Annotated in this window: 26 protein-coding genes; 16 read left to right on the top strand and 10 right to left on the bottom strand. The window is 73.8% G+C overall.

What is annotated here, in order from left to right; genetic code table 11:
- The first annotated feature begins 31 nt into the window (after positions 1 to 31).
- Both ACQP12_RS31250 and ACQP12_RS31245 read left to right on the top strand, forming a co-directional pair.
- Positions 32 to 451, top strand: coding sequence for a VOC family protein (locus ACQP12_RS31250; protein ID WP_357941599.1), 420 nt, complete (start codon positions 32 to 34; stop codon positions 449 to 451).
- A gap of 70 nt (positions 452 to 521) precedes the next feature.
- A complete protein-coding gene (locus ACQP12_RS31245) occupies positions 522 to 1,133 on the top strand; it encodes a histidine phosphatase family protein (protein WP_433283611.1) in 612 nt (203 codons plus the stop codon).
- A gap of 87 nt (positions 1,134 to 1,220) precedes the next feature.
- Here ACQP12_RS31245 and ACQP12_RS31240 read toward each other — a convergent pair whose 3' ends face one another.
- Positions 1,221 to 1,673 carry a protealysin inhibitor emfourin gene (locus tag ACQP12_RS31240; protein ID WP_433283610.1) on the bottom strand — a complete coding sequence of 151 codons (453 nt, stop codon included), beginning with the start codon at positions 1,671 to 1,673 and terminating at the stop codon, positions 1,221 to 1,223.
- Positions 1,674 to 1,842: 169 nt separating this feature from the next.
- On the opposite strand from ACQP12_RS31240, the gene ACQP12_RS31235 reads away from it, so the two are divergent.
- Together ACQP12_RS31235 and ACQP12_RS31230 are read left to right on the top strand one after the other, a co-directional pair.
- Positions 1,843 to 4,245: a M4 family metallopeptidase gene (locus tag ACQP12_RS31235; protein ID WP_433283609.1), complete on the top strand. Its 2,403-nt coding sequence runs from the start codon at positions 1,843 to 1,845 to the stop codon at positions 4,243 to 4,245.
- 99 nt (positions 4,246 to 4,344) lie between these two features.
- Positions 4,345 to 5,112, top strand: a complete 768-nt coding sequence (locus ACQP12_RS31230; protein WP_433283608.1) for an enoyl-CoA hydratase/isomerase family protein — start codon at positions 4,345 to 4,347, stop codon at positions 5,110 to 5,112.
- Between the two features lie 69 nt (positions 5,113 to 5,181).
- On the opposite strand, the gene ACQP12_RS31225 is transcribed toward ACQP12_RS31230, so the two are convergent.
- The 3 genes from ACQP12_RS31225 to ACQP12_RS31215 form a co-directional block, all read right to left on the bottom strand.
- Positions 5,182 to 5,622: an HNH endonuclease gene (locus tag ACQP12_RS31225; protein ID WP_313724169.1), complete on the bottom strand. Its 441-nt coding sequence runs from the start codon at positions 5,620 to 5,622 to the stop codon at positions 5,182 to 5,184.
- 312 nt (positions 5,623 to 5,934) lie between these two features.
- Positions 5,935 to 7,461: an FAD-dependent oxidoreductase gene (locus ACQP12_RS31220; protein WP_433283607.1), complete on the bottom strand. Its 1,527-nt coding sequence runs from the start codon at positions 7,459 to 7,461 to the stop codon at positions 5,935 to 5,937.
- Positions 7,462 to 7,500: 39 nt separating this feature from the next.
- Positions 7,501 to 7,992, bottom strand: coding sequence for an MSMEG_6728 family protein (locus ACQP12_RS31215; protein ID WP_433283606.1), 492 nt, complete (start codon positions 7,990 to 7,992; stop codon positions 7,501 to 7,503).
- Positions 7,993 to 8,133: 141 nt separating this feature from the next.
- Between ACQP12_RS31215 and ACQP12_RS31210 the strand changes: the two genes are divergently transcribed.
- Positions 8,134 to 9,864: an NAD-binding protein gene (locus ACQP12_RS31210; RefSeq protein ID WP_433289536.1), complete on the top strand. Its 1,731-nt coding sequence runs from the start codon at positions 8,134 to 8,136 to the stop codon at positions 9,862 to 9,864.
- A gap of 6 nt (positions 9,865 to 9,870) precedes the next feature.
- Here ACQP12_RS31210 and ACQP12_RS31205 read toward each other — a convergent pair whose 3' ends face one another.
- Positions 9,871 to 11,052, bottom strand: coding sequence for an APC family permease (locus tag ACQP12_RS31205; protein ID WP_433289534.1), 1,182 nt, complete (start codon positions 11,050 to 11,052; stop codon positions 9,871 to 9,873).
- A 69-nt stretch (positions 11,053 to 11,121) separates the two neighbouring features.
- Complete coding sequence (locus ACQP12_RS31200; RefSeq protein WP_433283605.1) at positions 11,122 to 11,889, bottom strand: phosphatase PAP2 family protein; 768 nt, start codon at positions 11,887 to 11,889, stop codon at positions 11,122 to 11,124.
- A 104-nt stretch (positions 11,890 to 11,993) separates the two neighbouring features.
- On the opposite strand from ACQP12_RS31200, the gene ACQP12_RS31195 reads away from it, so the two are divergent.
- Positions 11,994 to 13,211 carry a DUF4032 domain-containing protein gene (locus ACQP12_RS31195; protein WP_433283604.1) on the top strand — a complete coding sequence of 406 codons (1,218 nt, stop codon included), beginning with the start codon at positions 11,994 to 11,996 and terminating at the stop codon, positions 13,209 to 13,211.
- 125 nt (positions 13,212 to 13,336) lie between these two features.
- Here ACQP12_RS31195 and ACQP12_RS31190 read toward each other — a convergent pair whose 3' ends face one another.
- Positions 13,337 to 13,852, bottom strand: a complete 516-nt coding sequence (locus tag ACQP12_RS31190; protein ID WP_433283603.1) for a hypothetical protein — start codon at positions 13,850 to 13,852, stop codon at positions 13,337 to 13,339.
- A 173-nt stretch (positions 13,853 to 14,025) separates the two neighbouring features.
- Between ACQP12_RS31190 and ACQP12_RS31185 the strand changes: the two genes are divergently transcribed.
- Positions 14,026 to 15,012, top strand: a complete 987-nt coding sequence (locus ACQP12_RS31185; protein WP_357941577.1) for an ArsR/SmtB family transcription factor — start codon at positions 14,026 to 14,028, stop codon at positions 15,010 to 15,012.
- A 38-nt stretch (positions 15,013 to 15,050) separates the two neighbouring features.
- On the opposite strand, the gene nagA is transcribed toward ACQP12_RS31185, so the two are convergent.
- The 3 genes from nagA to ACQP12_RS31170 are packed head-to-tail and all read right to left on the bottom strand — an operon-like array spanning position 15,051 to position 18,015.
- Complete coding sequence (nagA, locus tag ACQP12_RS31180; RefSeq protein ID WP_433283602.1) at positions 15,051 to 16,160, bottom strand: N-acetylglucosamine-6-phosphate deacetylase; 1,110 nt, start codon at positions 16,158 to 16,160, stop codon at positions 15,051 to 15,053.
- A complete protein-coding gene (locus tag ACQP12_RS31175; RefSeq protein ID WP_433283601.1) occupies positions 16,157 to 17,089 on the bottom strand; it encodes an ROK family protein in 933 nt (310 codons plus the stop codon). The genes nagA and ACQP12_RS31175 overlap by 4 nt, the downstream gene beginning before the upstream one ends.
- A complete protein-coding gene (locus ACQP12_RS31170; RefSeq protein ID WP_433283600.1) occupies positions 17,086 to 18,015 on the bottom strand; it encodes an SIS domain-containing protein in 930 nt (309 codons plus the stop codon). Before ACQP12_RS31170 ends, ACQP12_RS31175 begins: the two co-directional genes overlap by 4 nt.
- 199 nt (positions 18,016 to 18,214) lie before the next feature.
- On the opposite strand from ACQP12_RS31170, the gene ACQP12_RS31165 reads away from it, so the two are divergent.
- The 9 genes from ACQP12_RS31165 to gvpJ all read left to right on the top strand — a co-directional run bounded on the left by ACQP12_RS31165 (position 18,215) and on the right by gvpJ (position 25,754).
- Positions 18,215 to 19,000 carry a DeoR/GlpR family DNA-binding transcription regulator gene (locus ACQP12_RS31165; RefSeq protein ID WP_357941569.1) on the top strand — a complete coding sequence of 262 codons (786 nt, stop codon included), beginning with the start codon at positions 18,215 to 18,217 and terminating at the stop codon, positions 18,998 to 19,000.
- A 229-nt stretch (positions 19,001 to 19,229) separates the two neighbouring features.
- Positions 19,230 to 20,150, top strand: a complete 921-nt coding sequence (locus ACQP12_RS31160; RefSeq protein WP_433289532.1) for an ATP-binding cassette domain-containing protein — start codon at positions 19,230 to 19,232, stop codon at positions 20,148 to 20,150.
- Entirely contained in the window at positions 20,147 to 21,163 is a 1,017-nt protein-coding gene (locus ACQP12_RS31155; RefSeq protein ID WP_433283599.1) for an ABC transporter permease subunit, read from the top strand. Before ACQP12_RS31160 ends, ACQP12_RS31155 begins: the two co-directional genes overlap by 4 nt.
- Positions 21,164 to 21,269: 106 nt before the next feature.
- The gene (locus ACQP12_RS31150) at positions 21,270 to 21,680 is read left to right on the top strand and encodes a DUF3263 domain-containing protein (protein ID WP_433283598.1); all 411 of its coding nucleotides are present in this window, start codon (positions 21,270 to 21,272) and stop codon (positions 21,678 to 21,680) included.
- Between the two features lie 88 nt (positions 21,681 to 21,768).
- Positions 21,769 to 22,671: a hypothetical protein gene (locus tag ACQP12_RS31145; RefSeq protein ID WP_433283597.1), complete on the top strand. Its 903-nt coding sequence runs from the start codon at positions 21,769 to 21,771 to the stop codon at positions 22,669 to 22,671.
- Between the two features lie 151 nt (positions 22,672 to 22,822).
- On the top strand, positions 22,823 to 23,332 hold the full coding sequence (locus tag ACQP12_RS31140) for a GNAT family N-acetyltransferase (protein ID WP_357941559.1): 510 nt from the start codon (positions 22,823 to 22,825) through the stop codon (positions 23,330 to 23,332).
- Between the two features lie 288 nt (positions 23,333 to 23,620).
- Positions 23,621 to 24,085 carry a hypothetical protein gene (locus tag ACQP12_RS31135; protein ID WP_357941557.1) on the top strand — a complete coding sequence of 155 codons (465 nt, stop codon included), beginning with the start codon at positions 23,621 to 23,623 and terminating at the stop codon, positions 24,083 to 24,085.
- A 2-nt stretch (positions 24,086 to 24,087) separates the two neighbouring features.
- On the top strand, positions 24,088 to 25,329 hold the full coding sequence (locus ACQP12_RS31130; protein WP_433283596.1) for an SRPBCC family protein: 1,242 nt from the start codon (positions 24,088 to 24,090) through the stop codon (positions 25,327 to 25,329).
- On the top strand, positions 25,326 to 25,754 hold the full coding sequence (gvpJ, locus tag ACQP12_RS31125) for a gas vesicle protein GvpJ (protein WP_433283595.1): 429 nt from the start codon (positions 25,326 to 25,328) through the stop codon (positions 25,752 to 25,754). The genes ACQP12_RS31130 and gvpJ overlap by 4 nt, the downstream gene beginning before the upstream one ends.
- The last annotated feature ends 1 nt before the right edge of the window (position 25,755 follow it).

Raw genomic sequence — 25,755 nt, 5'->3', positions numbered from 1 at the left:
CACGTCAACGGGCTGCCCTAACGTTCCAGGCATGACGATGACCTCGATTTCCCGCTCCCAGATCTACGTCCTCGACCAGGACGAGGCGCTCGACTTCTACGTCGGCAAGCTCGGCCTCGAGGTGAACACCGACCAGGACCTCGGCTTCATGCGGTGGCTCACGGTCAACGTGCCGGGCGACCCGGAGCACGAGATCCTGCTGGAGAAGCCCGGTCCGCCGGCCCTCGACCCGGCCACCGCCGAGCGGGTCCGGGAGCTGCTGACCAAGGGCGCGATGAGCGGCTGGCTCTGCCTGACCACCGACGACGCGCGCAAGACGTACGAGGACCTGGTGGCGAAGGGTGTGGACGTCACCGACGAGCCGACCGAGCGGCCGTACGGGATCGACTTCGGGATCCGCGACCCGTTCGGCAACCGCATCCGCATCGGCCAGATGAACCCCCGCGCCTGACCGGCGGGCCCCCCGGGTCGGGAGCGGAGGGCTAGTCTCGCCTTTCGTTCCGACCCCGGAGGTGCCCCGGATGCCCAGCCGCCTGCTCTATCTGGTCCGCCACGGCGAACAGGACCGGCCGGAGGAGGAGGCGGACACCGGCCTGTCGGCGCGTGGCCGCCGGCAGGCGACGCTGCTGGGCGAGCGTCTGCGCGGCACCGATTTCGCCGCCGTCCACCACGGGCCGGCCCGCCGCGCCGCGGAGACCGCCGCGCTGGTCGCCGCCGCACTGCCGGGTGTCCCGGTGTACGAGGACGACCGGGCCGGGGACCACATGCCGCACGACACCGACCCGGCCGGCCTGCCCGAGCGGTACGCGGCCTTCCTCACCGGGTTCACCGAGCGGGACCGACTCGACGGGCCGCGCGTGACGGCGGAGGCCGCGGCCCGCTTCGCGACCGCGCCCGCCGAGGGCGACGTACGCGAGCTGGTCATCACCCACAACTTCCTGGTCGCCTGGCTGGTGCGGCACGCGCTGGAGGCCCCGGAACGCCGCTGGATCGGCCTGAACCACCAGAACGCCGGCCTGACCGTCATCCGCTACGCCCCCGCTGTGCCGCCGGCCCTGGTCGCCCTCAACGACGTCGCCCACCTGACCCCGGACCTGCGCGCCACCGGCCTTCCGGAGCACTACCGCCTCTGACCCGCACCGTGCGGCCGATCGTGAGGTTGGCGGCGCGGAAGCGGACTTTTCGCGCCGCCAGCCTCATGATCGCCGAGGAGGCGTGCGTCAGCCGGTGACGCGGGTGAGCAGGTCGACCACGGCCGCGGTGGCGGGCGGCGGGGTCGCCTCGGGCGGGCAGTCCACGTAGCCGGTGGTGGTGGCGCCGACGGTCAGCCGGTAGCTGAACGCGTCCGCGCAAATGGTCGCCGGCACGGTGGCGGTGGCCTCGGCGGTCAGCCGCGAGTCGGTGGCGAGCTGCCGCAGGCGGTCGAGGTCGGCGTCGCTGAGCCGGCCGGTGCGGGAGGCGCCGGCCCGGTCGACCCGGGTCCACCGGCCGTCGGGCTGCACCGTGACGGTGTCCTCGAGCCCGACGAAGCCGCCGGACTTCGTGAGCACCACCGGCACGTCGATGGCCGGTGCCGGGCTGTCGGACGCGGGCGCGTCGCCGGCCTGGGCGCAGCCGGCCAGTGGGGTGAGAAGCGCGGCGAGGAGGGTCGCCGCGACGGGGGTGGCTCTCATGGGGATCGGACGCACGGCGGGGCCACCCGGTTCCGACACGCTGCGCCGCCTCATCCGAACGGTCAGTGTCGCCGGCAGGAAAGCGCCGCCCTCTTTCACGTTCTTCGATGTATCGCTATATCTACATCAGTGACTACCCCCGTCACAACTCCCCCCTTCAGGAGGGCCCGTGAAAAGATCTCTCGCCGCCGTCAGCGCAGCGCTGCTCACCAGCGGCGTGCTGGCCTGCGTCACCACCACGGCGCACGCGGCAACCCCGAGCGCCCCGTCCCCCGAGTCCGCCGCCGCCGCCCGGGCGGAGAGCCTGCTCCGCGCCAACCCCGGTGCCGTCCAGGGTGCCGCCGGTGAGGCGTACCAGGTCGTCCGCACGAAGGTCGACGCCTCCGGGGCCACCCACACCCGCTACGCCCGGACCTACCACGGCCTGCGCGTCTACGGCGGGGACTTCGTCATCCACACCGCCCCGAACGGGACGATGGCCGGGACGTCGGTCGGCCTGGCCGCGCCGCTCACGCTGGGCACCACCGCCAAGGTGGGCGCGGCCGCGGCCAAGGCCAGCGCGCGCAAGGCGTTCGCCGGCACGCTCACCTCGGTGGGCACCCCGGAGCTCTTCGTCGACGCCAGCTCCGGCAAGGGCCGGCTGGCCTGGGAGACCGTCGCCACCGGCTGGCAGGCGGACAAGCAGACGCCGTCCAAGCTGCACGTCGTCACGGACGCGACCACCGGCAAGGTGATCGGCTCCTACGACGAGATCGAGATGGTGGTCGGCAGCGGCCAGGGCATCTACACCGGCACGGTCAGCATCGACACGACGCTCTCCGGCAGCACCTACCAGATGGTGGACCCGTCGCACGGCAACGGCCGCACCTGCGACATGAACAACAGCACGGGCGGCACCTGCACCACCTTCACCGACCCCGACAACAACTGGGGCAACGGCACCAACTCGAACCGGCAGTCCGCCGGGGTCGACGCCCACTTCGGCGCCGCGAAGACCTTCGACTACTTCAAGAACATCCACGGCCGCAACGGCATCTTCGGCAACGGCGCGGGCGTGCCGAGCCGGGTGCACTACGGCAGCAACTACGTCAACGCCTTCTGGGACGGCGCCCAGATGACCTACGGCGACGGCTCGGGCAACTCCCGCCCGCTGGTCTCGCTCGACGTCGCCGGGCACGAGATGAGCCACGGTGTCACGGAGGCCCTCTCCGGTCTCGTCTACTCCGGTGAGCCCGGCGGTCTCAACGAGGCCACCAGCGACATCTTCGGCAACATGGTGGAGTTCTACGCCGCCGCGCCGAGCGACCCGGGTGACTACCAGGTCGGCGAGAAGATCAACATCAACGGCAACGGTACGCCGCTGCGCTACATGTACAACCCGTCGCTGGACGGCTCGTCCGACTCCTGCTGGAGCACCAGCACGAAGAACAAGGACGTGCACTACTCCTCCGGCGTGGCCAACCACTTCTACTTCAACCTCGCCGAGGGCACCGGCTCCACCGCGTACGGCACGTCGCCGGTCTGCGGCTCGGCGCCGGCGGTGACCGGCATCGGTCGCGCCAAGGCGGAGAAGATCTGGTACCGGGCGCTCGACGTGTACTTCACCTCGAACACCTCGTACGTCAACACCACCACCCCGTCGAACACCGCCCGCGCCTACACCCTCCGGGCGGCGACCGACCTGTACGGCAACTGCTCCACCGAGTACAAGACCGTCCAGGCGGCGTGGACCGCGGTGAACGTGGCCGGCAACGACGCGCCCTGCAGCTCCACCGGCAACGACTTCTCCGTCTCGCTCTCCCCGACCTCCGGCTCGGTGACCGCGGGCGGTTCCACCTCCACCACCGTCGCCACCGCCACCACCAGCGGGACCGCGCAGACCGTGACGTTCTCCGCCTCGGGCCTGCCGAGCGGCGCGACCGCGTCGTTCAGCCCGTCCTCGGTGACCTCGGGCGGCTCGTCCACGCTCACCATCGCCACCTCGGCGAGCACCCCGGCCGGCACCTACTCGGTGTCGGTGAGCGGCAGCGCGACGTCGGGCACGAAGACGGCGACGTACACGCTGACCGTGAACGGCACCGGCGGTGGCTGCACCGGGGCCGGCCAGAAGCTCGGCAACCCGGGCTTCGAGTCGGGCCGGACGGTCTGGACGTCCAGCTCGGGCGTCATCGGCCAGTACGGCTCCAGCGGCCAGCCGCCGCGTACCGGCACCTGGAACGCCTGGCTGGACGGCTACGGCAGCACCCACACCGACACGCTCTCCCAGTCGGTGAGCCTGCCGAGCGGCTGCACCTCCTACAACTTCACCTTCTGGCTGCACATCGACTCGGCCGAGACCACCACCAGCGTGCAGTACGACAAGCTGACCGTGCAGGTGCTCAACTCGTCCGGCAGCGTGCTGGCGACCCTGGCGACCTACTCGAACCTGAACAAGGCCACCGGGTACAGCCAGAAGTCCTTCTCGCTGGCCTCGTACGCCGGCCAGACCGTCACCCTGAAGTTCACCGGCACCGAGGACGTCTCGCTGCAGACCTCCTTCGTGATCGACGACACCGCGGTCAACGTCTCCTGACCTGACCGCCCGACCCCGAGGCCCGGCGGCCACCCCACGCGGGTGGTCGCCGGGCCTCGCCCGTTACGGTCGCGGCAGGACCGGCGGCGAGGGGGAGACATGTCGGACGCGGAGCTGACCGTCACGGTGAGCGGACCTGTGGCGACCGTGGTGATCCGGAACCCGGCCCGCCGCAACGCCATGACGCCGGCCATGTGGCGGCAGCTCCCGGTGCTGCTCGACGGCCTGGAGGCGGACCCGGCGGTGCGTGTGCTGGTGCTCACCGGCGCGGGCGGCACCTTCTGCGCCGGAGCCGACCTGGGTGACCTGGACGAGCTGCTGGAGGCCGGTGACGGCAGCATCGCGGTGGCCGCCGAGGAGCGGCTGGCCGCGTTCGGCCGGCCCACCGTGGCCGCGATCGAGGGCGCCTGCGTGGGCGGTGGCTGCCAGCTCGCCGCCGCCTGCGACCTGCGCCTCGCCGCGGCGGACGCCCGGTTCGGCGTACCCCCGGCGCGGCTGGGTCTGGTCTATCCGGCGCCGACCACCCGGCGGCTGGCCCGGCTGGTCGGGCCGTCCGCGGCCAAGCACCTGCTCTTCACCGGCGAGCTGGTCGACGCCGAGCGGGCGCTGCGGATCGGGCTCGTCGACGAGGTGCTGCCGGCCGACGGGCTCCCGGCGCGGGTGGCGGCGCTGACCGCCACCATCGCCGAGCGTTCCCGGCTCACCGTGGCGGCGGCCAAGGAGATCGTCGACGGGCGCGCCGACGACGATCGCATCGCCTGGTGGCACGGGCAGGTCCGGGAGAGCGGCGAGGCCCGCGAGGGGATCGCGGCGGTCACCGAACGCCGGCCGCCGCGCTTCGACTGGACCCCACCGGGGGTTGGCTGACGGGGGACCGGCGGGCGCCGCGCCGGAGGCGTACCTCCGACGCGACCCCCTGTGCCCGCCGGCCGTCCGTCACCGCGCCAGCGAGGCCCAGCTCGGCGTCACCGGCTCCCGCCGCAGCGGCATGCCCGCCTCGGCCGGGGTCCGGTCGCCCTTGCGCTGGTTGCACCCGTAGCAGGCGGCGGTGGTGTTCCCCCAGGTGTTCCGGCCTCCGCGCGAGCGGGGCAGGATGTGGTCGATCGTGCTGGCCGGCCCGTCGCAGTAGGCGCACCGCCGGCCGTCGCGGCGCAGCACCCCGCCCCGGGACCAGGCCGGGCCGGCGCTGAACCGCCAGCGGGTCACCACGTACCGGACGAGGCGGACCACCCGCGGCATCGGGAAGACCCCGATGACCTGGTCCGGCTCGGCCTCGTGGATCTCGGCGACCCGCCGGCAGAGCATCCGGATCGCGTGCTGGACGGTGACCCGGTGCAGCGGGCCGAGGTCGGCGTTAATGACGAGGACGGCGTCCACCGGGCTCTCCCTTCCCGATCGGTGGCTACGGCATCGGTGGTACGGCAGCAAAAAGCCGCCCGGTCCGGTGTGGACGGGCGGCGGCGACGCGGACGCGCAGGCGCGTTCAGTCGGGCCACCCGGCACGGGGACCTTCGGCTCGGCAACCGTTGCTGAGCAGCCACGACGGCATCGTGGTGGCGTGTCGCAGCGACATCGACGGCTCCCGGAGCGGTGGTTGACCTTGCGCGCTCACGGTAGATCCACGCCGGAAAGTCGGGCAACGCATTTCGATCCCTCCGGCGCTGCCCGAAACTGCGAGAGTGCCCTTCCTTACCGCCCGGCCAGCAGGCCGCGCGGGCGGACCGAGTGGACCGGCTCGGCCGCCGCACCCTCCGCCCGCAGGATGTGGTTGGCCGCCACGATCCCGGTGGCCGCCGACCGTTCCATGAGCGCGCTCGGGAACGCCGTGCGGATCCCGTCGCCGGCCAGGTAGAGGCCGTCCGCGTCGGTGCGCACCCCCGGCCGGTCCGCGTGGCTGCCCGGAGTGAACGCGGGGGCCTGCGCCTCGACCCGGGCACGCAGCTCGCGTACGCGCAGGCCGGCCGCTTCCGGCCAGAGCCCGATCAACTCGGTCCGCATCCGCTCGGCCAGCTCGCCGGCCGGCACGTCCGGCTCGCAGGCGTACGCGTGCAGCTCGACCACCGAGCCGCCAATCCGCTGCGCCCAGCGTCGCGGCTCGTCCTCCAGCCGGTGGTAGAGGGTCACCGAGTCCAGGGTGGGCTGCCGGGACACCCCGCTGAAGACGGCCCGGTCCGGCCGCACGTCGCCGTCCATCCAGTAGCGCGCCACGGCGTACGGGGGACCGGGCCGGCCGAACGCGGGCATCCGCGCCACCAGCCCGGGCGCCGCCGCGAGCAGGCCGGGAGAGGCGGCGACCAGCGCGGCGAGCGCGGGCGGGTCGACGGCCAGCACCACGTGACCGGCCTCGTGGGCGTCACCGCCGGCGGTGATCACCCGCCAGCCGTCCGGCGTCCGGTCCAGCCGGGCGGCGGCCGTGCCGGTGCGGACGCGGGCGCCGTGCCGCTCGACGTGCCGGGTGAGCGGCTCCCAGATCGCGGTCGCGTAGTCCCGGTCCGGGCAGTCGAAGGCCAGCCCCTCCGGGTTGCCGAGCAGGTAGAAGTGGAACTGGGCGATCATCTCGGCGGCCGACATCTCGGCCTCGTGGTTGAAGAACGAGTGCGAGAAGACCTCGAAGAGCATGGCCCGGGCCCGGTCCGGCAGCCGCAGCGAGGTGAGCAGCTCGTCGGCGGTCCGGGTGTCGAACTCGGCGTAGGTGCGCACCGGGTCGTAGGCCAGCAGCGGCAACGCCGCGTCCCGGTCCATCGCCCGCAGGTCGGTCAGGCGCACGCTCGGGCTGCGCAGCAGCAGGGCGAGCAGGTTGGCCGGCGGCGCGGGCGGGAGCCGCCCGAACTCCTCGGCCGGCCACTGCGCGGAGAGGATCGGGTAGCCGGGCACCGGCTTGAGGAAGCCCAGGGTGGGGTCGGCCCGGCGCAGGATGTTCCGCCAGTTCCAGTACTGCCGGAAGAAGGCGTGGAAGCCGTGCTCGTTGCGCTGGGCGCCGTCCGGCAGCTCCTCCGGCCAGGCGCCGAGCCGGCCGCCCAGGTGCGGCGCGGCCTCCAGCACGGTCACCCCGACGCCGCGTTCGGCCAGCACCACGGCCGCCGACATGCCGGCGATGCCGCCGCCGACCACCACCGCCCGCACCGGCCGCGGCACGCGCGGGGCGCCACCGCCGCCGGGGTCCACCAGGTGCCGGCGTACGCCGATGAGCCGGCCGACCACTCGCGACAGTGCCACGCGCACCTCCGACCTGACGGGAGCCTCCAGTCTGCCCGGTCACCCGGCGGGCGGCAGCAGACAGCGGCGCGGCCGGTCCGACGCCGGCCAGACGTACTCCAGGTCGGGCGGGACGTCGCCGAACTGCGGGCCGTAGTGCGCCGGGTCCTTGCGCAGCAGCGACGACCGGTGGCTGAGGTGCAGGTCGTCCCGGCCCAGCCAGGGCGGCAGCTCGCCGGCCTCGGCCAGCTCGGCCTGGGTGCGGATGAGGGTGATGGCGCAGGCGGAGGCCAGGTCGGTGGCCATGGTGGCCGCGCAGGTGTCCGCCCGTCCCGGCTCGCACCACACGGCGCACATGTCCAGGCCGTACCGGGTGAGCGCCTCCTCGTACCCGGCCCACATCTTCACCGCCGGGTGGTTGCGCCAGCCGTAGTCCGGCCGGGTCAGCCCGCGCAGCACCTGGATGGTCTCCACCCGCTGCTTGCCCAGCCGCTTCTGGTCCAGCGTCCGGGCGCTGGCCAGGAAGTCCGGATACGGCAGGAACGTCTGCATGCCGGTGCTCTACCCGTACTGGCGGGCGCCATGCGTTCATGATCGAGGGGGCTGCGCGCACTGCGAGCGACTGACTACGATCCGGGCATGGCCGAGCCCCTCCGCGACCGCGCGCGCCGGGCGACCGGATGGCGGCTCAAGATGAACGGTGACGTCCGTCCGCACTACGTGGTCTGCGGCTCGGACCCGTTGGCCTACTGGGTGGTCCGGTCCCTGCTCGCCACCGACCCGCCGGCGGGCCGGGTCCGGGTGACCCTGGTCGTGCCCGAGCGCCGCCGCTCCGAGGGGCCGGACGGGCGGGACCTCCCGGGCGTCCAGGTCGTCCGGGCCGACCGGCTCGACGAGGCCACCTTTCGCCGGGCCGGGCTGGCCGGGGCGGACGGGCTGGCCCTGCTGCACCAGGACGACGTGGGCAACATGCACGCCGCGCTCTGCGCCCAGGAGGTCGAGCCCCGGCTGCGCCTGGTGGTCCGGATGTTCAACACCAGCCTGGCCAACGGCGTGCGGCAGCTCTTCCCCGACTCGGCGGTGCTCTCCGACGCCTCGATCTCCGCCCCGGCCTTCGTGGCCGCCGCCCTGGGTGAGCTGGCCCCGACGCACTTTCGGCACGCCGGCCGCACCCTCTACGTGGCCCGCCGAACCGACGTACGCCCGCAGGACGTGGTCAGCGGGCTGGCCGTCACAGGCGACCCGGACCTCGTCCGGGTGCTGCCCGCCGACGAGGCCTCCGCCGACGTGGTGCTGGCCGAGGCGACCGGCCGGCCCCCCGGCACCGAGCTGGCCGCCCGCCGGCTGGTCCGGGCCCGCCGTCGCCGGCAGCCGGTCGCGGTGCTGCTCCGGGCGCTCCGCAGCTTCGCCACCCGCAAGATCGGCGTGGCCGTCCTGGTGCTGCTGGCGGTGATCGCCGTGCTCGGCTGGCTCAACGCCCGGGCGGCCGACGTGACCTGGTCCGAGGCGCTGTACCTGACGCTCGTCACCACCCTCAGCGGGCAGGACCCGGACGTCAACAAGCCGCTCGCCGCCCAGATCATGCAGGTGGTGCTCAACCTGGCCGGGCTGGCGCTGATCCCGCTGATCACGGCCGCCGTGGTCGACGGCATCGTCAACGCCCGGCTCGCCCTGCACGCCGGCCGGATCCAGCCCGACCGCTCCGGGCACGTGGTGGTGGTGGGGCTGGGCAACATCGGCACCCGGGTGATGGCCCAGCTGCACGACTTCGGGGTCGAGGTGGTGGCCATCGACAAGAATCCGGACGCGCGCGGCGCGCCGCTGGCGCACCGGCTCGGCGTGCCGCTGATCGTCGGGGACGCCGGTCAGGAGGAGACCCTGCGGGCCGCCTCCGTCGACACCAGCCAGGCGCTCGTGGTCGTCTCCACCGACGACGGGATCAACCTCCGCGCCGCGCTCAACGCCCGCTCCCTCGACCCCGACCTGCGGGTGGTGCTGCGCCTCTTCGACGGCGACTTCGCCGAGCGCATCCAGCAGGCGTTCGGCATCGGCATCTCGCGCAGCGTGTCGTACCTGGCCGCGCCGGCGTTCGCGGCGGCCATGCTGGACCGCGCGGTGATCGCCACCATCCCGGTCGACCGGCACGCGCTGCTGGTCACCGAGGTGCCGGTGGTGGCCGGCTCCCCGCTCGACGGCCGGCCGCTCGCCGCGGTGGCCCGCCCCGGCGAGGTCCGCCTGCTGGCACACACCAGGGCCGGGCAGAAGACGGAGTGGTCGACCGACCCGCGCATGGTGATCCACTCGGGGGACCGGCTGACCGTGGTGGCCCGGCGGGCCGGGCTGACCGCCCTGCTCCGGGAGACCACGCCGGTGCCGCCGCCCGCCCCGGCCGGCGCGCCCGCCCCCCGCCAGCCGGACGAGTGACCCGGGTCAGGTCGTGCGGGTGGCGTGGCGGAGGGCGTACCAGAGCGCGCCGAGGGCGAGCACGCCGAAGCCGCTGAGCACGCTGGCGACCGGCAGGTTGACCGCGAGCAGCAGGCAGCCGACCAGCCCCAGCACGGCGAGGAGCTGCACCGGCAGCTTCCGGGCCGGATCCCGGCCCAGGCTGAGCGCCGAGGCGTTGGCGATCGCGTAGTAGACCAGCACCGTGCAGCTGGAGAAGCCGATGGCGCCCCGCACGTCGGCCAGGGCCACCACGACGATCACCACGGCGGCCACGGCCAGCTCGGCCCGGTGTGGCACGCGGTGGCGCGGGTGCACGGCGGCCAGCGCGACCGGCAGGTCCCGGCGGCGGGCCATCGCCAGCGTGGTCCGGCCGATCCCGGCGAGCAGGGAGAGCAGCACTCCGGTCACCGCCACGGTCGCCCCGGCCCGGACCAGCCAGGCCAGGCCGGGCAACCCGGCGGCGGTCACCACCTCGGCCAGCGGCGCGGTGGAGGCGGCCAGCCGCTGCTGGCCCAGCACCCCGAGGGCCACCACGGCCAGCACCAGGTAGATCGCCAGCACCACGCCGAGCGCCAGCGGCACCGCTCGCGGGACGGTGCGTTCCGGGTCGCGGACCTCCTCGCCGAGGGTGGCGATCCGGGCGTAACCGGCGAAGGCGAAGAAGAGCAGGCCGGCGGCCGTGAGCACGCCCCGGACGCCGGTGTCGGCGAAGCCCGCCAGCCGGGCCGCCTCCACGTGCGGCGTGCCGGTCACCGCCACCACGGCCAGCACGGTGAGCACCACGCCGACCAGCACCCGCGTGGCCGTCGCGGTCTTGCCCACCCCGCGCAGGTTCACGGCGGTCACCGCCACCACCGCGAGGACGGCGACGAGCCGCGCCCGCCCCGGCCAGAGGTACGCCCCGATGGTCAGCGCCATGGCCGCGCAGCTCGCGGTCTTGCCGATCACGAACCCCCAGCCGGCGAGGAACCCGGCGAACGGGTGCAGCCGCTCCCGGCCGTAGACGTAGGTGCCGCCGGACTCCGGGTAGCGGGCGGCGAGGCGGGCCGAGCTGGTCGCGTTGCAGAAGGCGATGAAGCCCGCGACGGCCAGCGCGGCCAGCAGGCCGGCGCCCCCGGCCGCCGCCGCGGCGGGGGCGAAGACCACGAAGACGCCCGCGCCGAGCATCGACCCCAGCCCGATGACGACCGCGTCGCGTACGCCCAGCCGGCGCGCCAGTTCAGCCACGAGCGCAGGTTAGGGGATGGAGGTGAACGGGCGGTCCCGATGGCGCAGCGGGCCGGGCAACGGCAGGTCGTCCCAGGGCACCCGGCGCAGCAGCCGGTCCAGCAGCAGGCCGAGCATCAGCCCGGCGACCGAGTCGGTCAGCCAGTGCCAGCCCAGGTAGATGGTGGTGCAGAAGACCACGAGGGGCGGCACCACCCGGACCACGGTGACCAGCCGGGGCGGCATGGTCCGGCCGAAGGTGCGCAGCAGCGGGGCCAGCAGCAGGGCGAGCACGCCGTACCAGACGATCGCGTTGGCCACGTGCCCCGACGGGTAGGACTGGGCGAAGCGCACCGGCAGGTCCTGCTGGAACAGCGGCAGGGTCTGGTCGGGCGCCAGGAACGGCTCCTTCACGCTGGCGCTCGGCGCCGGCCGCGCGGTCCACACCTTCAACGGCCCGATGGTCAGGTAGGTGAGCACGAACGCGGTCACCGGCGGCAGCACCGGGCGGACCGAGCGGAGCCGGACCGCCAGCAGCACGCCGAGCCCGGCCGCGAGCAGGGTCAGCGGGGTGCCCTGGCCGAGCAGGTTGAGCCCCATGGCGGCCCACCGGGCGGCCGTCGGCCGGTGCGCGGCGGACCAGTCGGCGACGGGCCGGTCGAGCCCGAAGAGGTGCCCCTCGGCCAGCGCCACGGTGAGCGCCACCAGGGCGGCGAGCAGCAGCCCGTCCCACCACCAGCCGGCCGGCCGGACGGGCCGGAGCCGCGGCTTCCGGCGTACCCCCGTGGTCTCCCGCACGCGACCACGCTACCGGCCGCCCGCGGCGCCGGGCCGGTGCGGGCGTCGGCGGCTGTGTGCCGGCCCACGAAGGGAAGCGCTCCGCCGGGTGAGCGGTCACACTTGTGGCCGTGCGGATCACCTCGGCCCTCGTCGACCCGGCGCTGCTCGACCTTCCCTGGTCGACCCCGCTGGAGGAGTGGCCTGCCGAACACCTGGTGGCGCTGCCCCAGGGCATTTCGCGGCACATCGTGCGTTTCGTCCGGCTCGGCGGCTACGTCTACGCGGTCAAGGAGACCGGCGAGCGGGTCGCCGAACGGGAGTACGACCTGCTCCGGGCGTTGGAGCGGATCGACTTCCCCTCGGTGGAGGCGATCGCGATCGTGGCCGACCGGCAGACCGACGACGGCGAGCCTCTCGACCCGGTGCTGATCACCCGGCACCTCCAGTTCTCGCTGCCCTACCGGGCGCTGTTCTCCAACACGTTGCGCCCGGAGACGATGAACCGGCTGCTGGACGCGCTGGCCGCGTTGATCGTGCGGATGCACCTGACCGGTTTCTTCTGGGGCGACTGCTCGCTGTCGAACACGCTGTTCCGGCGGGACGCGGGCGCCTTCGCCGCCTACCTGGTCGACGCGGAGACCGGGGCGCTGCACCCGTCGCTCTCCAACGGGCAGCGCGGCGAGGACCTGGAGATCGCCCGGGTCAACATCTTCGGCGAGGCGCTGGACCTCCAGGCCGCCGGCCTGCTGCACGAGTCGATCGACCCCGAGGTGGTGTGCGAGGAGGTCGTGCGGCGCTACGAGCGGCTCTGGCACGAGATCACCTACGAGCAGCAGATCGAGCGGGAGGCCCGGCACGACATCGAGGGCCGCATCCGCCGCCTCAACGAGCTGGGCTTCGACGTCGCCGAGGTGGCCATGTCGACCGTCGACAACGGGCGCTACCTGGTCCGGCCCAAGGTGGTCGACGCCGGCTACCACACGCGGCGGCTGCTCCGGCTCACCGGCCTGGACGCCGAGGAGAACCAGGCCCGCAAGCTCCTCAACGACCTGGACGCGTACCGGGTGGAGAGCGACCTGACCGACGAGCAGCAGGCCGCGCACCGCTGGCTGACCGAGGTGTTCGAGCCGGTGGTCCGGGCGGTGCCGGCGCACCTGCGCCGCAAGTTGGAGCCGCAGGAGCTGTTCGCCCAGATCATCGAGCACAAGTGGCTGCTCTCCGAGCGGGCCGGCCGGGACGTCGGGATGCGCCAGGCGGTGCAGTCCTACCTGGCCGACGTGCTGGTGCACCGCCCCGACGAGCAGGCGGTGCTCGGCGTCGAGGTGCCGGCCGCCGGCTAGGCCGCCCGAGCGACCGGCGGTAGGTCACCCGCCCTTCGGCGAGGTGACCTACCGCAGGCGCAACGTGGTCGACCGCTGCTTCCACAGGGCCGAGCCGTGTTGCACCCCCCCCGTTCCGGTCCAGCTCAGTCGAACGATGGCCAGAGATCGGTGTCGGGCGTCCAGAGCCCGTAACGGTGGTAGTACCCCGTGTACTGGTAGGGGGTGCCAGACCAGGCCTCGCCCTGGTCGACGTCGAGGGCCCAGATGTCGGAGGGCGCGCTGACCTGGACGCCGTAGTAGCAGTCGGCGCGGTCCTTGAAGTAGCCGAGATCCTTGCTGGAGTTGCTGCCGTACTTGACCATCAACCGGAGGACGACGCCCCGGCCGTTGGCGAGTTCGTCGTGGACGCAGAGGTTGGTCACGTGCATGATGCGCGGGGTGGAAACCTCGGCCCACAGCTCGTACGAGCCGATGACCTGGCCGCTGGAGTTCTTGACCGAGCGGTTTCCGGTTCCCGGCGGTTGGTTCTCCAGATATCGGCGCTGGAGATAGTCGCCCGACTTCAGGGTGGGCAGCGCGGCGTAGGCGGTCGGTGCGAGCAGGGCCAGGACGGCGAGGTACACGCCTCCGGCCACTGTGGCGCGCAGCAGGGTCTTCATAGCCGTCGATGTTGACGGTGGCCGATCACGGGCGGCAATGTCTTTGCCCTCTGCGGAAAACACCCTGGTCCGATGGTGGCCCCGGAGCCAGCCGTCATGATCCGGTCGGCGGAACCGGGACGGTTGGACGATCGCCAGACTGGACGCACGTCCAGCCGACCCGGGGACCCGTCATGCTTCGGATCCACTTCACCGCTGCCGACCTCGCCCGCACCCGGATCGCGCCGGCACCTGATCCGCTGTGGGAGAGCATGCTCAGCATGCACTGGCTGCGGGGCCGGTGCCCGGATCCGCTGCTGGCCGGGTGGCGGCGACGGATGGTGGGGTTGCTGCACGCGCGCCACGGCCACCGGGCCGAGCTGGGGTTGCCGCTGTCGATCAACCCGCCGCTGGGCTACTTTCCGGACTTCCTGACCCCCATCGAGGCCGGCGGCGGGTTCGAGCCCGGGCTGGACGCCCTGCTGCGCACGCCCAGGGCCAGACTCGCGGCCGACCTGGCGACGCTCCGCTCGACGGGGATCCGCCCACCGTCGGCCGTCGCCGACCTGGCCGCCGGTGACGTGACCGCCCTGCGCCAGCTCGGGGCGGGCCTCCAGCTCTACCACCGGCTCGCGATCCGGCCCCTGTGGCACGCGATCCGCTCCGCGTTCGACGCCGATCGCGCGTTGCGGTCCCGGCGGCTGCTGAACCAGGGACTGTCGGTGCTGCTGAACGATCTGCACCCGAGTGCCAGGTTCGACGGCGGCGTCCTGACGATCACCGGCTACATCGCCGAGCGTGACCTCCACCTGGACGGTCGGGGGCTGCTGCTCGTGCCGTGCTATTTCAAACAGCACGCGAAGCCGATGGTGCTCGCCGATCCGCTGCTGCCGCCGGTGCTGGTCTACCCCATCCACCCGCACGCCCGCGTGGTGTCCACGGCGGCCGCGGCGGGATCCCTGTCGGCCCTGCTGGGCGGCACCCGGGCCGCCATCCTCGTGCTGGCCGCCGAAGGTGGGACCACCTCCGAGGTCGCCCACCGGCTCGACATCAGCGTCCCGTCGGCGAGCAGGCACCTGGCCGTGCTGCGCTCCTCGGGACTGGTCACGAGTGCCCGCGACCGCAACGCGGTGCACCACACGCTCACCCCGCTGGGCCTGGCGCTGCTCAACCGCGGTTGACCCGGGCCCCTACCGGGCCAGCTAAGCCCGGGGCGGCGTCACTCCACCCAGGCGCCGGCGCGCATCACCCGGAGCACGTTGAGGTCGTCGTCGAGGACGACCAGGTCCGCCCGGAGGCCGGTCTGGAGCGCGCCCACCCGGTCGCCCAGCCCGATGGCCCGGGCCGGGGTGGTGGCGACCATCCGGCAGGCGTCCGGCAGGGCGATCCCCGCGGCGACGGCGTGCCGCAACGCGGCGTCCATGGTCAGCGTGCTGCCGGCGATCGCGCCGTCCCGGCTGAGCCGGGCCACCCCGTCGGCCACCGTGACGGCCTGGCCGCCCAGCTCGTACTCGCCGTCGGGCATGCCGGCGGCGGCCATCGCGTCGGTGATCAGGGCGGCCCGCTCCGGGCCGGCCACCGAGGTGGCGAAGCCGAGCATGCCGTCGTGCAGGTGAACGCCGTCGGCGACCAGCTCGCAGACCACGTTCGGGGCGTCCAGCAGGGCCACCACCGGCCCCGGCTCGCGGTGGTGCACCGGGCGCATCCCGTTGAACAGGTGGGTGCCGACGCTCGCGCCGGCCGCCACGGCCGCCCGGGTCTGCTCCCAGGTGGCGTCGGTGTGCCCGACGGCCGCCACCACGCCCTGGCCGACCAGCAGCTTGATCGCCTCCAGCGCGCCGTCGCGCTCCGGGGCCAGGGTGACCATCCGGACCGCGCCGCCGCCCAGCTCGATCAGCTCGGCCAGCTCCTCGGTGGACGGGTCGCGGAGGAACTCCGGGTTCTGCGCGCCGCACCGCGCCGCGGACAGGTAGGGCCCCTCGAAGTGGACGCCGGCCAGCACCCCGGACTCGACGAGCGGCCGGTAGGCGGCGGTGGCCTCGCGCATCAGCGGGAACGGGGAGCTGACCAGGCTGGCCAGCAGCGTGGTGGTGCCGTGCCCGAGGTGGAAGTCGGCGGCCTGCCGCGCCGACTCCGGGTCGCCGGTGGTGAAGGTGTGCCCGCCCCCGCCGTGGGTGTGCATGTCCACGAAGCCCGGCACGATCCAGTGCCCGTCGCGCACCGTCGGGTACTCGGCGACGGCCCGGATCCGGTCGCCGGCGATCTCCACGCAACCCTGCCGGATCACGCCGGCCGGGGTCACCACCTTGCCGGTCACGCGCAGGGTCATCGGCTCTCCTTCGCCAAAGTGTCCAGGGCCAGCAGGGCGGCGCCGAGGCAGCCGGCCTCGTCGCCGAGGGCCGCCGCGACCAGGCGCGGCTCCCGGTGGAACGTCAGGCGCTCGCGCAGCGCCGCGCGCAGCGGGTCGAACAGCCGGGGGCCGGCCTGGGCCAGCCCGCCGCCGATCACGATGGTCGCCACGTCGAACAACGCCTGACCGGTGGCCAGGCCGTCGGCGAGCGCCTCGACGGCCTCCCGCCAGACCCGGCCGGCCAGCGGCTCACCCGCCGCCGCCCGGTCGGCCACCTGGGCGGCGGTGGCCGGGGCGCCGGACAGCTCGGCGTACCGGCGGCCGATCGCCGAGGCCGACGCCACCGCCTCGAGGCAGCCGGGGCGGCCGCAGCCGCAGTGCGGGCCGTCGGGGCGTACCAGGATGTGGCCGATCTCCCCGGCGGCGCCGTGCGCGCCGACGGCGGCCGATCCGTCGACCACGTGGGCGGCGGCGATGCCGGTGCCGATCGCCACGAAGAGCACGTGGCCGGCGTCCCGCCCGGCACCGAGCCGCGCCTCGGCCAGGCCGCCCACCCGCACGTCGTGGCCGAGCGCCGTGGGCAGGCCGAGCCGCGTCCGCGCCAGCTCCCGCAGGGGTACGTCCCGGAAGCCCACGTTCGCCGACCAGACCGCGACCCCGCGGGCCTCGTCGACCACCCCGGGCACGGCGATGCCGCACGCCACCGGGGTGAGGCCGTCGGCGCGGGCCTTGCCGGCGAGCCCCTCGGCCACGTCGAGGATCGTGCCGACCACCGCCTCCGGGCCGCGCGCCGCGTCGGTGGCGTGCCGCTCGGCGTGCACGGTCGTGCCGTCCGGGCGGACCAGGGCGCACTTCATCCCGGTGCCGCCCACGTCCAGCGCGACGACGACATCGCCGCCTGGGGTCATGCGAGCACCACGGAGCGGGTCAGGTGCCGGGGCGCGTCGGGGTCGAGGCCGCGGCTGGTGGCCAGGGCGACGGCGAAGCGCTGGGCGAGGATGAGGTCGGCCATCGGGTCGACCGGGTTGCGCCCGGCCGCCCAGCTCGTCAGGACGGTGTGGCAGCCGTGTGTGCGGCTGTGCACGAAGGCGGCGCCGGTCGCGGCCACGTCCTCCGGCAGCCCCTCCGGGATGCCGCCGAACGCCCAGACCAGCCGCCCGGGGGCGGCGATCGAGATGGGGCCGTGCCGGTAGTCCATGGCCGGGTACGCCTCGGCCCAGAAGGTGGCCGCCTCCCGGCACTTCAGCGCGGCCTCCTGGGCCAGCCCGACCGTCCAGCCGCGGCCGAGGAACGTGACCTGCTCGATGGTGGCCGGGTCGATCGGCAGCGGGGCCCGGACGGCCACCTCCGCGTCGGCGGCGAGCCGGCCCAGGTCCTCGCTGAGGTGGGCGCGGAGCAGCGCGAGCGCCGTGGTGGCGAAGCGGGTCTGCACCACCGAGCGCTCGTCGGCGAAGGGCAGCGGCACCGCCGCGTCGGCAAGCTCGACGGCCGGTGAGGCCGGGTCGCCCACGAGGACCGTCGTGGGCAGCTGCCCGCGCAGCGCGGCGAGCAGGTCGAGCACCTCGGTGGTGGTGCCGGAGCGGGTGATGGCGATGACCCGGTCGTAGCGGCGGCCGGTGGGGAACTCGCTGGCCTGGAAGGCGTCCGTCTCGCCCTGGCCGGCGCGCTCGCGCAGGCCGGCGTACGCGGCCGCCATGAACCAGGACGTGCCGCACCCGACGACGGCGACCCGCTCGCCGGGGCGCGGCAGGCGGTCGGCGACGGCCGGGGCGAGCCGCGCCGCCTCCCGCCAGCAGTCGGGCTGGCTCGCGATCTCCGCGTGCACGTACGCCATGACAACTCCTCGGCAGGGGGAGACCTTGCGCAATACGGCGCGATACGGCCGCCTTTCGCGCGTCATTCTGCGCGATTCGGGGTGGCCGTGGCAACCGGCTCCCAGATCGCGCAGGACAGGGTTTTGCGCCTTGCCAGTTTCGCGCACTACTGTGCACGCAATCAATCACCGTTCGTGCAGAGTCAGTGGAGGCCCCGCGGTGGACCGCTACGCCCGATGGAACGCGCTGCTCGAGATGCTGACCAACAGCGGCCGGGTCAGCGTCGAGGAGGCGGCCGAGCGCCTGGACGTCTCCCAGGCCACCATCCGGCGTGACTTCGACCAGCTCGCCCAGCAGCAGATGATCACGCGGACCCGGGGCGGCGCGGTCGCCAACGGCGTCTCCTACGACCTGCCGCTGCGCTACAAGACGGCCAAGCACTCGGCGGAGAAGCAGCGGATCGGCGCGGCCGCCGCCGCGCTGGTCTCCCCGGGCACGGTGGTGGGTCTGAACGGCGGAACGACCAGCACCGAGGTGGCCCGGGCGCTGGCCGTGCGCCCCGACCTGAACACCAGCGCCGAGGGCGCCCAGCTCACCGTGGTCACCAACGCCCTGAACATCGCCAACGAGTTGCTGGTGCGCTCGCGGATGAAGGTGGTGGTGGCCGGCGGCGTGGTCCGGCCCAAGTCGTTCGAGCTGGTCGGCCCGCTGGGCGGGGCGCTGCTGCGCGAGGTCACCCTGGACGTGGCGCTGCTCGGCGTGGACGCCATCGACCCGCAGCTCGGCGCGGCCGCCCACCACGAGGGCGAGGCGGCCATGAACAGCCTCATGGTGGCCCGGGCCAAGCGGGTCGTGGTCATCGCCGACTCGTCCAAGCTGGGCGGACACGCGTTCGCCCGGATCTGCCCGGTGGACCGGGTGGAGACGCTGGTGACCGACTCGGGCGCGTCCCCCGCCGTGGTGCAGGCGTTCCGCGACGCGGGCGTGCACGTCGTCTGCGCCTGACCGGCCTCCTCGGCGCGCCTGACGCGGCTCGCCGGCGCGCCTGACGCGAATCCGGGAAAACCCCGATGCATACCGGGTATTGTCTGCGGCTGCATACCGCGTATGGTGTCGAGCTGACACCTACTTATCGGGGGAGGTCAGCTTGTCGGCTGTCCTGGAGATCGAAGGTCTCCGCAAGACGTACCGGAGCCGGAAACGCGGGGTCCGCCACGCGCTCGACGGCTTCGACATGCGGGTCGAGGCCGGCCAGGTGCACGGCTTCCTCGGCCCCAACGGCTCGGGCAAGACCACCACGCTGCGTACGCTGCTCGGCCTGATCCGGCCCAACGGCGGCCGCATGGCCATCCTCGGCCAGGAGCTGCCGCAGGCGCTGCCCGCGGTCGCCGGCCAGGTCGGTGCCATCGTGGAGAGCCCGCAGTTCTTCCCGCACTTCTCCGCCCGGGACACCCTCGGGCTGCTCGCCCAGGCCGGTGAGCTGCCGCGGCAGCGGGTCGACGAGGTGCTGGAGTTGGTCGGGCTGCGCGACCGGGCCGGCGAGCGGGTGAAGACCTACTCGCTCGGCATGAAGCAGCGGCTCGCGGTCGCCTCCGCGCTGCTGAAGAACCCGAAGCTGCTGATCCTGGACGAGCCGGCCAACGGCCTCGACCCGGGCGGCATCCGGGAGATGCGCGGGCTGATGCGCGACCTCGCCGCCGTCGGGATGACCGTGGTGCTCTCCAGCCACATCCTCGGCGAGATCCAGCTCATCTGCGACTCGGTCACCATCATCTCGCTGGGCCGGCGGGTCGCGTACGGGCCGGTCGACGAGGTGCTCGCCGCACACTCGCAGGGCGCGGTGCGGGTCCGCCTGGAGGCGGTCACCGACCTGCCGCAGGCGGCCGAGACCCTGACCCGGGCCGGGATCCGGGTCGCCGCCGAGCCCGACCACCTGATGCTCGCAGGCGTCGACAAGCCGGCCGCGGTCAGCCGCGTCCTGGCCGAGCAGGGCCTCTACGTCAGCGAGCTGACCCCGGTCGCGGTCGACCTGGAGAGCGTCTTCCTCGAACTGACCGCCACCGCGCCGGTTCCCGGCCAGCACCGGCAGGTCGACCAGTCCACGAAGGTCGGTGAGCCGGGCAGCGGCGCCACCACGGGAGGTTGGGGCGCATGAGCCTGTACGTGACCGAACTGCGCCGGCTCAGCAAGCGCCGGCTCACCCGGCTGCTGCTGGTCCTGCTGCTGCTCGGGCTTGCAACGGTGGCCACCGCGTTCAGCTTCTCCAGCCACCAGCTCTCGAAGGAGACGGTGGCGGCCGCCCAGGTCGAGTCCGACGCCCAGTACCAGCGGGCGCTCGGAGACTGGAAGAAGAGCGTCGCCGACTGCGACGCCGCCAAGGCCAGGGGCGACCAGGACACCGAGGACCGGTACGGCCCGAACTGCGGCCGGGACTGGCAGCCGCAGCCGGAGATGTTCGACCCGAAGTGGAACCTGCCCTACCAGTTCGACTTCCGGGCCGAGTTCCCCATGTTCATCGCGGTCTTCGCCGGGGCGGTGGCGCTCTTCGCGTTCATCGTCGGCGCCTCCTACGTGGGCGCCGAGTGGAGCACCGGCGGGATGATGAACCTGCTGCTCTGGCGGCCGAAACGGCTCGCCGTGCTGGGCACCAAGCTGGCCGCGCTGCTCACCACGGTGCTCGGCGTGAGCCTGGTGCTCGGCGCCTTCTGGACGCTCGCCTTCTGGCTCATCGGCCGCTACCGGGGGACCACCGCCAAGGTGACCTCCGGGGTGTGGCAGTCCATCGGCCTCGACGGCCTGCGGGCGGTCGGGCTCATCCTGCTGGTCGGCGCGGTCGCCTTCGCGCTCGCCTCACTGGGGCGGCACACCGCGATGGCGCTCGGCGCGGCCGTGGCGGTCTTCGCGATCAGCGAGATCGGCATCCGGATCGCGGTCGCCGTGCTCTCCGTGCCGTTCGGCGACCGCTACGTCCTGTCCACGTACGCCCAGTCGTGGTTCATGAAGAAGGTGGAACTCTTCGACTACGACACCTGCCAGTTCGCCAAGGGCGCGTGTGAACCGGCCAAGCTGGTGGTCACCTGGCAGCAGTCCGCGCTGGTGCTCGGGGTGGGCGCCGCCGCGGCGCTCCTCGCCTCGTTCTGGTCGATGCGCCGGCGGGACATCGCCTGACCGGCGCGGACCCCGCGTCCGATGCGGGCCGGGCGGACCCTGGTTAGGCTGGGGTCCCCCGGCCGGCGTCGTCGCGCCGGCCGCCCCGTCCCGCTGAGGAGCGCCATTGCCCGCCGACGCCACGGAGCGGGCCGCCACCGACCGGCCCGAGCCGTCGGGGACCACCGACGTCGCCCGCCGGGAGGCCGGCCGCACCGTCCCGCCACCCCGCTCCGCACCCGCGGTCGAGGCCGCACCGCCGGACGACGGACCGGCGGATCAGGCTCCGGAGGCGCCCGGTGAGACCGACGGGCTGACCGAGCGGGAGCGGCAGATCCTCGCCTTCGAGCAGCAGTGGTGGAAGCACGCGGGCGCCAAGGAACAGGCCATCCGGGACACCTTCGGGCTCTCCGCGACCCGCTACTACCAGCTGCTCAACGCGCTGCTGGACCAGCCGGCCGCGCTCGCCGCGGAGCCGGTGCTGGTCGGCCGGCTGCGCCGGCTGCGCTCGTCCCGGGCCCGGAACCGGAGACGCTGACCGGCGGCGCCGCCCCCGGTTCCGGCCGCACCGGCATGGGCTCCGGCGCTCCGGGTAGGCGGCGGACGGCGACGGAGGGAGCAGACGGATGGGGGCACCAGACCGCCGGTACCCGATCGGCAGCCGGCCGGCCCGGCCGGTCGGGACGGCGCCGATGATGCGGGTACGCTCCGCCTCCGATCCGGCCCCGGACCGGCTGGAGAACGAGGACCTGGTCTTCCGGTTCGGCCCGCTGGTCGGCGTCCTCGACGGGGCGACGGTGCCGGAGGGGTTCGACACCGGGTGCGTGCACGGCCCGGCCTGGTACGTCCGGCACCTGGCCGCCCGGATCGGCCTGGCCGTCGCGGCCCGCCCGGCGGCCACGCTGATGAGCAGCCTGGCCGCGGCGATCCTGGCCGTGCGGGCCGACCACGGCGGCGACTGCGACCTGGACCACCCGGGCACCCCGTCCTCCACGGTCTGCCTCCTCCGGGAGGGTGGCGACCAGGTGGACTACCTGGTCCTCTGCGACAGCCCGCTGGTGCTCGACAGCGGGGACCGGATCGATGTGGTCTCCGACGACCGGCTGGACACGGCGCTGGAGGACCTGCGCCGCACCGCCGCCGCCCTGCCGGACGGGGGCGTCGACGCGGCGACCCGGTTCCACCGGGCGGTGACCGTGCAGCGCACCCTGATGAACCGGACGCACGGCTACTGGGCGGCCGCCAGCGACCCGGACGCGGCGTACCACGCGGTGACCGGCACGCTGCCGCTGCGTGGGGCGGGTGCGCTGCGACGGGCCGCGCTGCTCACCGACGGCGCCTCCTGCGCGGTCGAGCAGTTCGGCCTCTTCGACTGGGCCGGCCTGCTCGACGTGACGGCGGCCGAGGGCCCGGAGGGGCTGATCGACCGGGTCCGGGCGGCCGAGCGGGACCATCCGGACCGGTTGCGCCGGCACAAGCGCAGCGACGACGCGTCGGTGGCGCTCTGCGAGTTCGCCCCGGCGGAGTGAGCACCCTCACCGCCGAAACGGACCGGTCGGCTGACAACGGAGCGTGAGGCGGAACACCCGGGGGGTACGACCGGCCGACCCCCTCCGCCGGACCGGCAGTCCGGGCCCAAAGGGGTGGACTTGGGCCGGTACGACCGGCAGACTGCGCCTCGTGAAGGGTGCCGTACGACTGGAGCCGGTGGACGAGCGAAACCTGGAGCCGTTGCTCTCCGTAGCGGCTGCCGAGGCGGAGCCGGAGGACGTCATGCCCCCGGTCCAAGCCCCGGCCGGGTGGTCGCTGGCCCGCCGGGAGGCCTTTCGCGAGTTCCACCGGGCGAGCTTCGGCGGCCTGGACGGCCCGACCCGCACCCTTATGTACGCGATCGTGGCCGGCGGCGAGGTGGTCGGCATGGTTCGGATGACCCGCTGCGGCGAGCCGGGGACGGTGGAGACCGGGATGTGGCTGGGCCGCTCGGCGCGCGGCCAGGGGCTCGGCGCGGCGGCCCTGCGGGAGCTGCTCCACGCCGCCGCGGCGGCCGGCATGCGCACCGTCGTGGCCGAGACGACACCGGACAACCACGGCGCTGTCTCGGTCCTTCGTAAATGTGGCGCGGAATTGCGCGAGAAGGACGGCAAGCTCCGCGCGGAAATGTGTCTCGATTCGGCTTTGCCGACGCACTGAATTGCTGATTGCCCTCAGTCAAGCGATTTGACTTCTCCCTGGTCAGCTCGGCCCGTCTGCCCGTTTTGCGCGGTCTGACCGTCACGCTGCCGGTTATCCAATTCTCCAGTTACACGCGTCTCCCTGACCCTGCCGGAATGTTTTGCCGGTGGGGTGACGGGTACTGCCCGCCGGGTCCGCTGATACGGAACTCGGTCGCAGGCCCGTTTCCGCTGATCCCCGGCAGCTGTCATTCCGGGCCTGCTCCAGACGAGGTGTCCGCTTCCGCCGGGGAGCGAAGGAGAACAGATGAAGAGCGGAGCACGGGTGGCGCTGGCGGTGGGCTTCGGCTACCTCCTCGGGCGCCGGAAGAAGATGCGTACGGCCCTCACCCTCGCAGCCGCCGTGGCGGCTGGGCGGGCCAGCCAGCGGCCGGGCGGGCTGAAGCAGCTCGGCGCGGACCTGATGAACGTGAACCCCCAGCTCGGCGGCCTCGGCAAGCTGGGCGGCCCGCTGGCCACCGCCGGCAAGGCCGCGGCGACCGCGGCCGCGGGCAGTGGCATCGACGCGCTCAGCGGCAAGCTCCGCGGCAGCGCCGACGCGCTGCGGCGGAAGACGGCCGGTGACGGCGGCGGCCGCGCCGACGAGGAGCCGACGGACGGCGAGCGCTCGGCCGCCGACGACGAGGAGGAGTTGGACGAGCAGCCCGCCGCGGAGGACGAGACGGACCGGGGCGGGCGCCCGGTCGTCGCACGACGGCAGCGGGGGCGGTGACCATGGCGACCAGCAACCTCACGGACCGGGCCCGGGAGCAACTCGGCAGCGAACTGCGCAACCTCGCCTCGGCCATCGGTGAGCGTGCCGTGCACGCGGTTACCGAGCGGATCACCGGCGCCACTGGGCGGCTCAGCGACTACGCCAAGGAGGGCGGTGGCCCCGGCCTGGTCGCGGCCGCCACCGGCGCCCAGAAGCTCGCCGAGGGCAACTCCCCGGTCAAGGCCATGTTCCATGCCGGCCTGGCCGGCGGTAAGGAGAAGTTGATGGCGGCATTCGGCGGTGGCAAGGGCGGCAAGGGCGGCGGCAAGAAGCTCAAGGTCACCAACATCGTCGAGACCATCGAGGTCGGCGTGCCGGTCCGGGTGGCCTACAACCAGTGGACGCAGTTCGGCGACTTCCCGAGCTTCATGAAGAAGGTCGAGCAGGCCGACTGGGACTCGGACGGGAAGATGACCTGGAAGGCGCAGGTCTTCTGGTCGCACCGGACCTGGGAGTCGACCATCGTCCGGCAGATCCCGGACCGGCTCATCCACTGGCGGTCCAAGGGCGAGAAGGGCTCCGTCGACGGCACGGTCAGCTTCCACGAGGTCGGCCCGGAGCTGACCAGGATCCTGGTCGTGCTGGAGTACCACCCGCAGGGTCTCTTCGAGCACACCGGCAACCTGTGGCGCGCCCAGGGCCGCCGGGTCCGGCTGGAGCTGAAGCACTTCGTCCGGCACGTGATGACGCAGACCGTGCTCGACCCCGACTCGGTCGAGGGCTGGCGCGGTGAGATCGAGGACTCCCAGGTGGTCAAGGACCACGAGACCGCGCTCCGCGAGGAGCAGGAGGGCCGCGAGGAGCAGGAGGGCCGCGAGGAGCGGCCGGGCCGCGAGAAGCAGCGGGGCCGCGCCGGGGAACCCGAGGAGGAGCCGGAGGAGGAGGCCGAGGAGGAGCCGGAGGAGGAGCGCCGGCCCGCCGGACGCGGCCGCCGCCGGCCACCGCCGCCGCGCCGCCGGCCCAGCCCCGAAGAGGAGGAGTACGCGGACTACGACGAGGGCGACGACTTCGACGACGACGAGTACGCCGAGGAGCCCGAGGAGGAGGAGCCGCCGCGCCGCCGCGCCCCCGAGCGGGCGCGCCGCCCCCAGCCGCGCGAGGAGCGGGAGGCGCGCCCCGAGCGGCCGCGCCCGGTCCGGCGGGCTCCCGAGACACCACGACGGCCGGTGGTGCGCCGCCGGCGAGAGGAGCGTGACGAATGACCGTGTCCACCACGACGGGACAGTCGGGCAGCGCCCTGGAACGCACCAGCGGCGGCGGTGGGGGCACCCTCGCCGACGTCGTGGAGACCGTGCTCGACAAGGGCGTGGTGATCGACGCCCAGGTGTCGGTCGCCGTGGTCGGCATCCAGCTCCTGGAGATCAACGCCCGGATCGTCATCGCCAGTGTCGAGACGTACCTGCGGTTCGCCGAGGCGGTCGACCGGCTGAGCATCGTGCCGAAGGACCAGAAGGGCCTGCCGGACCTGGTCGGTGACGCGGCCGGCGCGGCCACCAAGGGCAAGGCGGTCTCCGGGCTCGGCAAGGCGGCCCAGGAGATCAGCGGCGCGGTGGCCGATTCGCTCCGCGACCGGGGCGACGAGCGGGAGCGGGAGCGGCCGCGCCGGCGGCGGGACGAGGAGCGCTGAG

This window comes from Micromonospora sp. CA-244673, from assembly GCF_050948395.1.
Taxonomy (GTDB): domain Bacteria; phylum Actinomycetota; class Actinomycetes; order Mycobacteriales; family Micromonosporaceae; genus Micromonospora.
Note: the sequence above shows the minus strand (reverse complement) of the source record. Positions and strands in the feature narration are given on the sequence as shown.

Excerpts from the sequence above, each read along its gene's own strand:
- ACQP12_RS31145 (WP_433283597.1), top strand. The coding sequence starts at position 21,769 with ATGGGGGCACCAGACCGCCGGTACCCGATCGGCAGCCGGCCGGCCCGG.
- ACQP12_RS31210 (WP_433289536.1), top strand. The coding sequence starts at position 8,134 with ATGAACGGTGACGTCCGTCCGCACTACGTGGTCTGCGGCTCGGACCCG.
- ACQP12_RS31230 (WP_433283608.1), top strand. The coding sequence starts at position 4,345 with ATGTCGGACGCGGAGCTGACCGTCACGGTGAGCGGACCTGTGGCGACC.
- ACQP12_RS31215 (WP_433283606.1), bottom strand. The coding sequence starts at position 7,992 with ATGCAGACGTTCCTGCCGTATCCGGACTTCCTGGCCAGCGCCCGGACG.
- ACQP12_RS31250 (WP_357941599.1), top strand. The coding sequence starts at position 32 with ATGACGATGACCTCGATTTCCCGCTCCCAGATCTACGTCCTCGACCAG.
- ACQP12_RS31240 (WP_433283610.1), bottom strand. The coding sequence starts at position 1,673 with ATGAGAGCCACCCCCGTCGCGGCGACCCTCCTCGCCGCGCTTCTCACC.
- ACQP12_RS31170 (WP_433283600.1), bottom strand. The coding sequence starts at position 18,015 with ATGGCGTACGTGCACGCGGAGATCGCGAGCCAGCCCGACTGCTGGCGG.
- ACQP12_RS31205 (WP_433289534.1), bottom strand. The coding sequence starts at position 11,052 with ATGCTCGGCGCGGGCGTCTTCGTGGTCTTCGCCCCCGCCGCGGCGGCG.
- ACQP12_RS31155 (WP_433283599.1), top strand. The coding sequence starts at position 20,147 with ATGAGCCTGTACGTGACCGAACTGCGCCGGCTCAGCAAGCGCCGGCTC.
- gvpJ (WP_433283595.1), top strand. The coding sequence starts at position 25,326 with ATGACCGTGTCCACCACGACGGGACAGTCGGGCAGCGCCCTGGAACGC.
- ACQP12_RS31185 (WP_357941577.1), top strand. The coding sequence starts at position 14,026 with ATGCTTCGGATCCACTTCACCGCTGCCGACCTCGCCCGCACCCGGATC.
- ACQP12_RS31245 (WP_433283611.1), top strand. The coding sequence starts at position 522 with ATGCCCAGCCGCCTGCTCTATCTGGTCCGCCACGGCGAACAGGACCGG.
- ACQP12_RS31190 (WP_433283603.1), bottom strand. The coding sequence starts at position 13,852 with ATGAAGACCCTGCTGCGCGCCACAGTGGCCGGAGGCGTGTACCTCGCC.
- ACQP12_RS31135 (WP_357941557.1), top strand. The coding sequence starts at position 23,621 with ATGAAGAGCGGAGCACGGGTGGCGCTGGCGGTGGGCTTCGGCTACCTC.
- ACQP12_RS31130 (WP_433283596.1), top strand. The coding sequence starts at position 24,088 with ATGGCGACCAGCAACCTCACGGACCGGGCCCGGGAGCAACTCGGCAGC.
- ACQP12_RS31175 (WP_433283601.1), bottom strand. The coding sequence starts at position 17,089 with ATGACCCCAGGCGGCGATGTCGTCGTCGCGCTGGACGTGGGCGGCACC.
- ACQP12_RS31160 (WP_433289532.1), top strand. The coding sequence starts at position 19,230 with ATGCGGGTCGAGGCCGGCCAGGTGCACGGCTTCCTCGGCCCCAACGGC.
- nagA (WP_433283602.1), bottom strand. The coding sequence starts at position 16,160 with ATGACCCTGCGCGTGACCGGCAAGGTGGTGACCCCGGCCGGCGTGATC.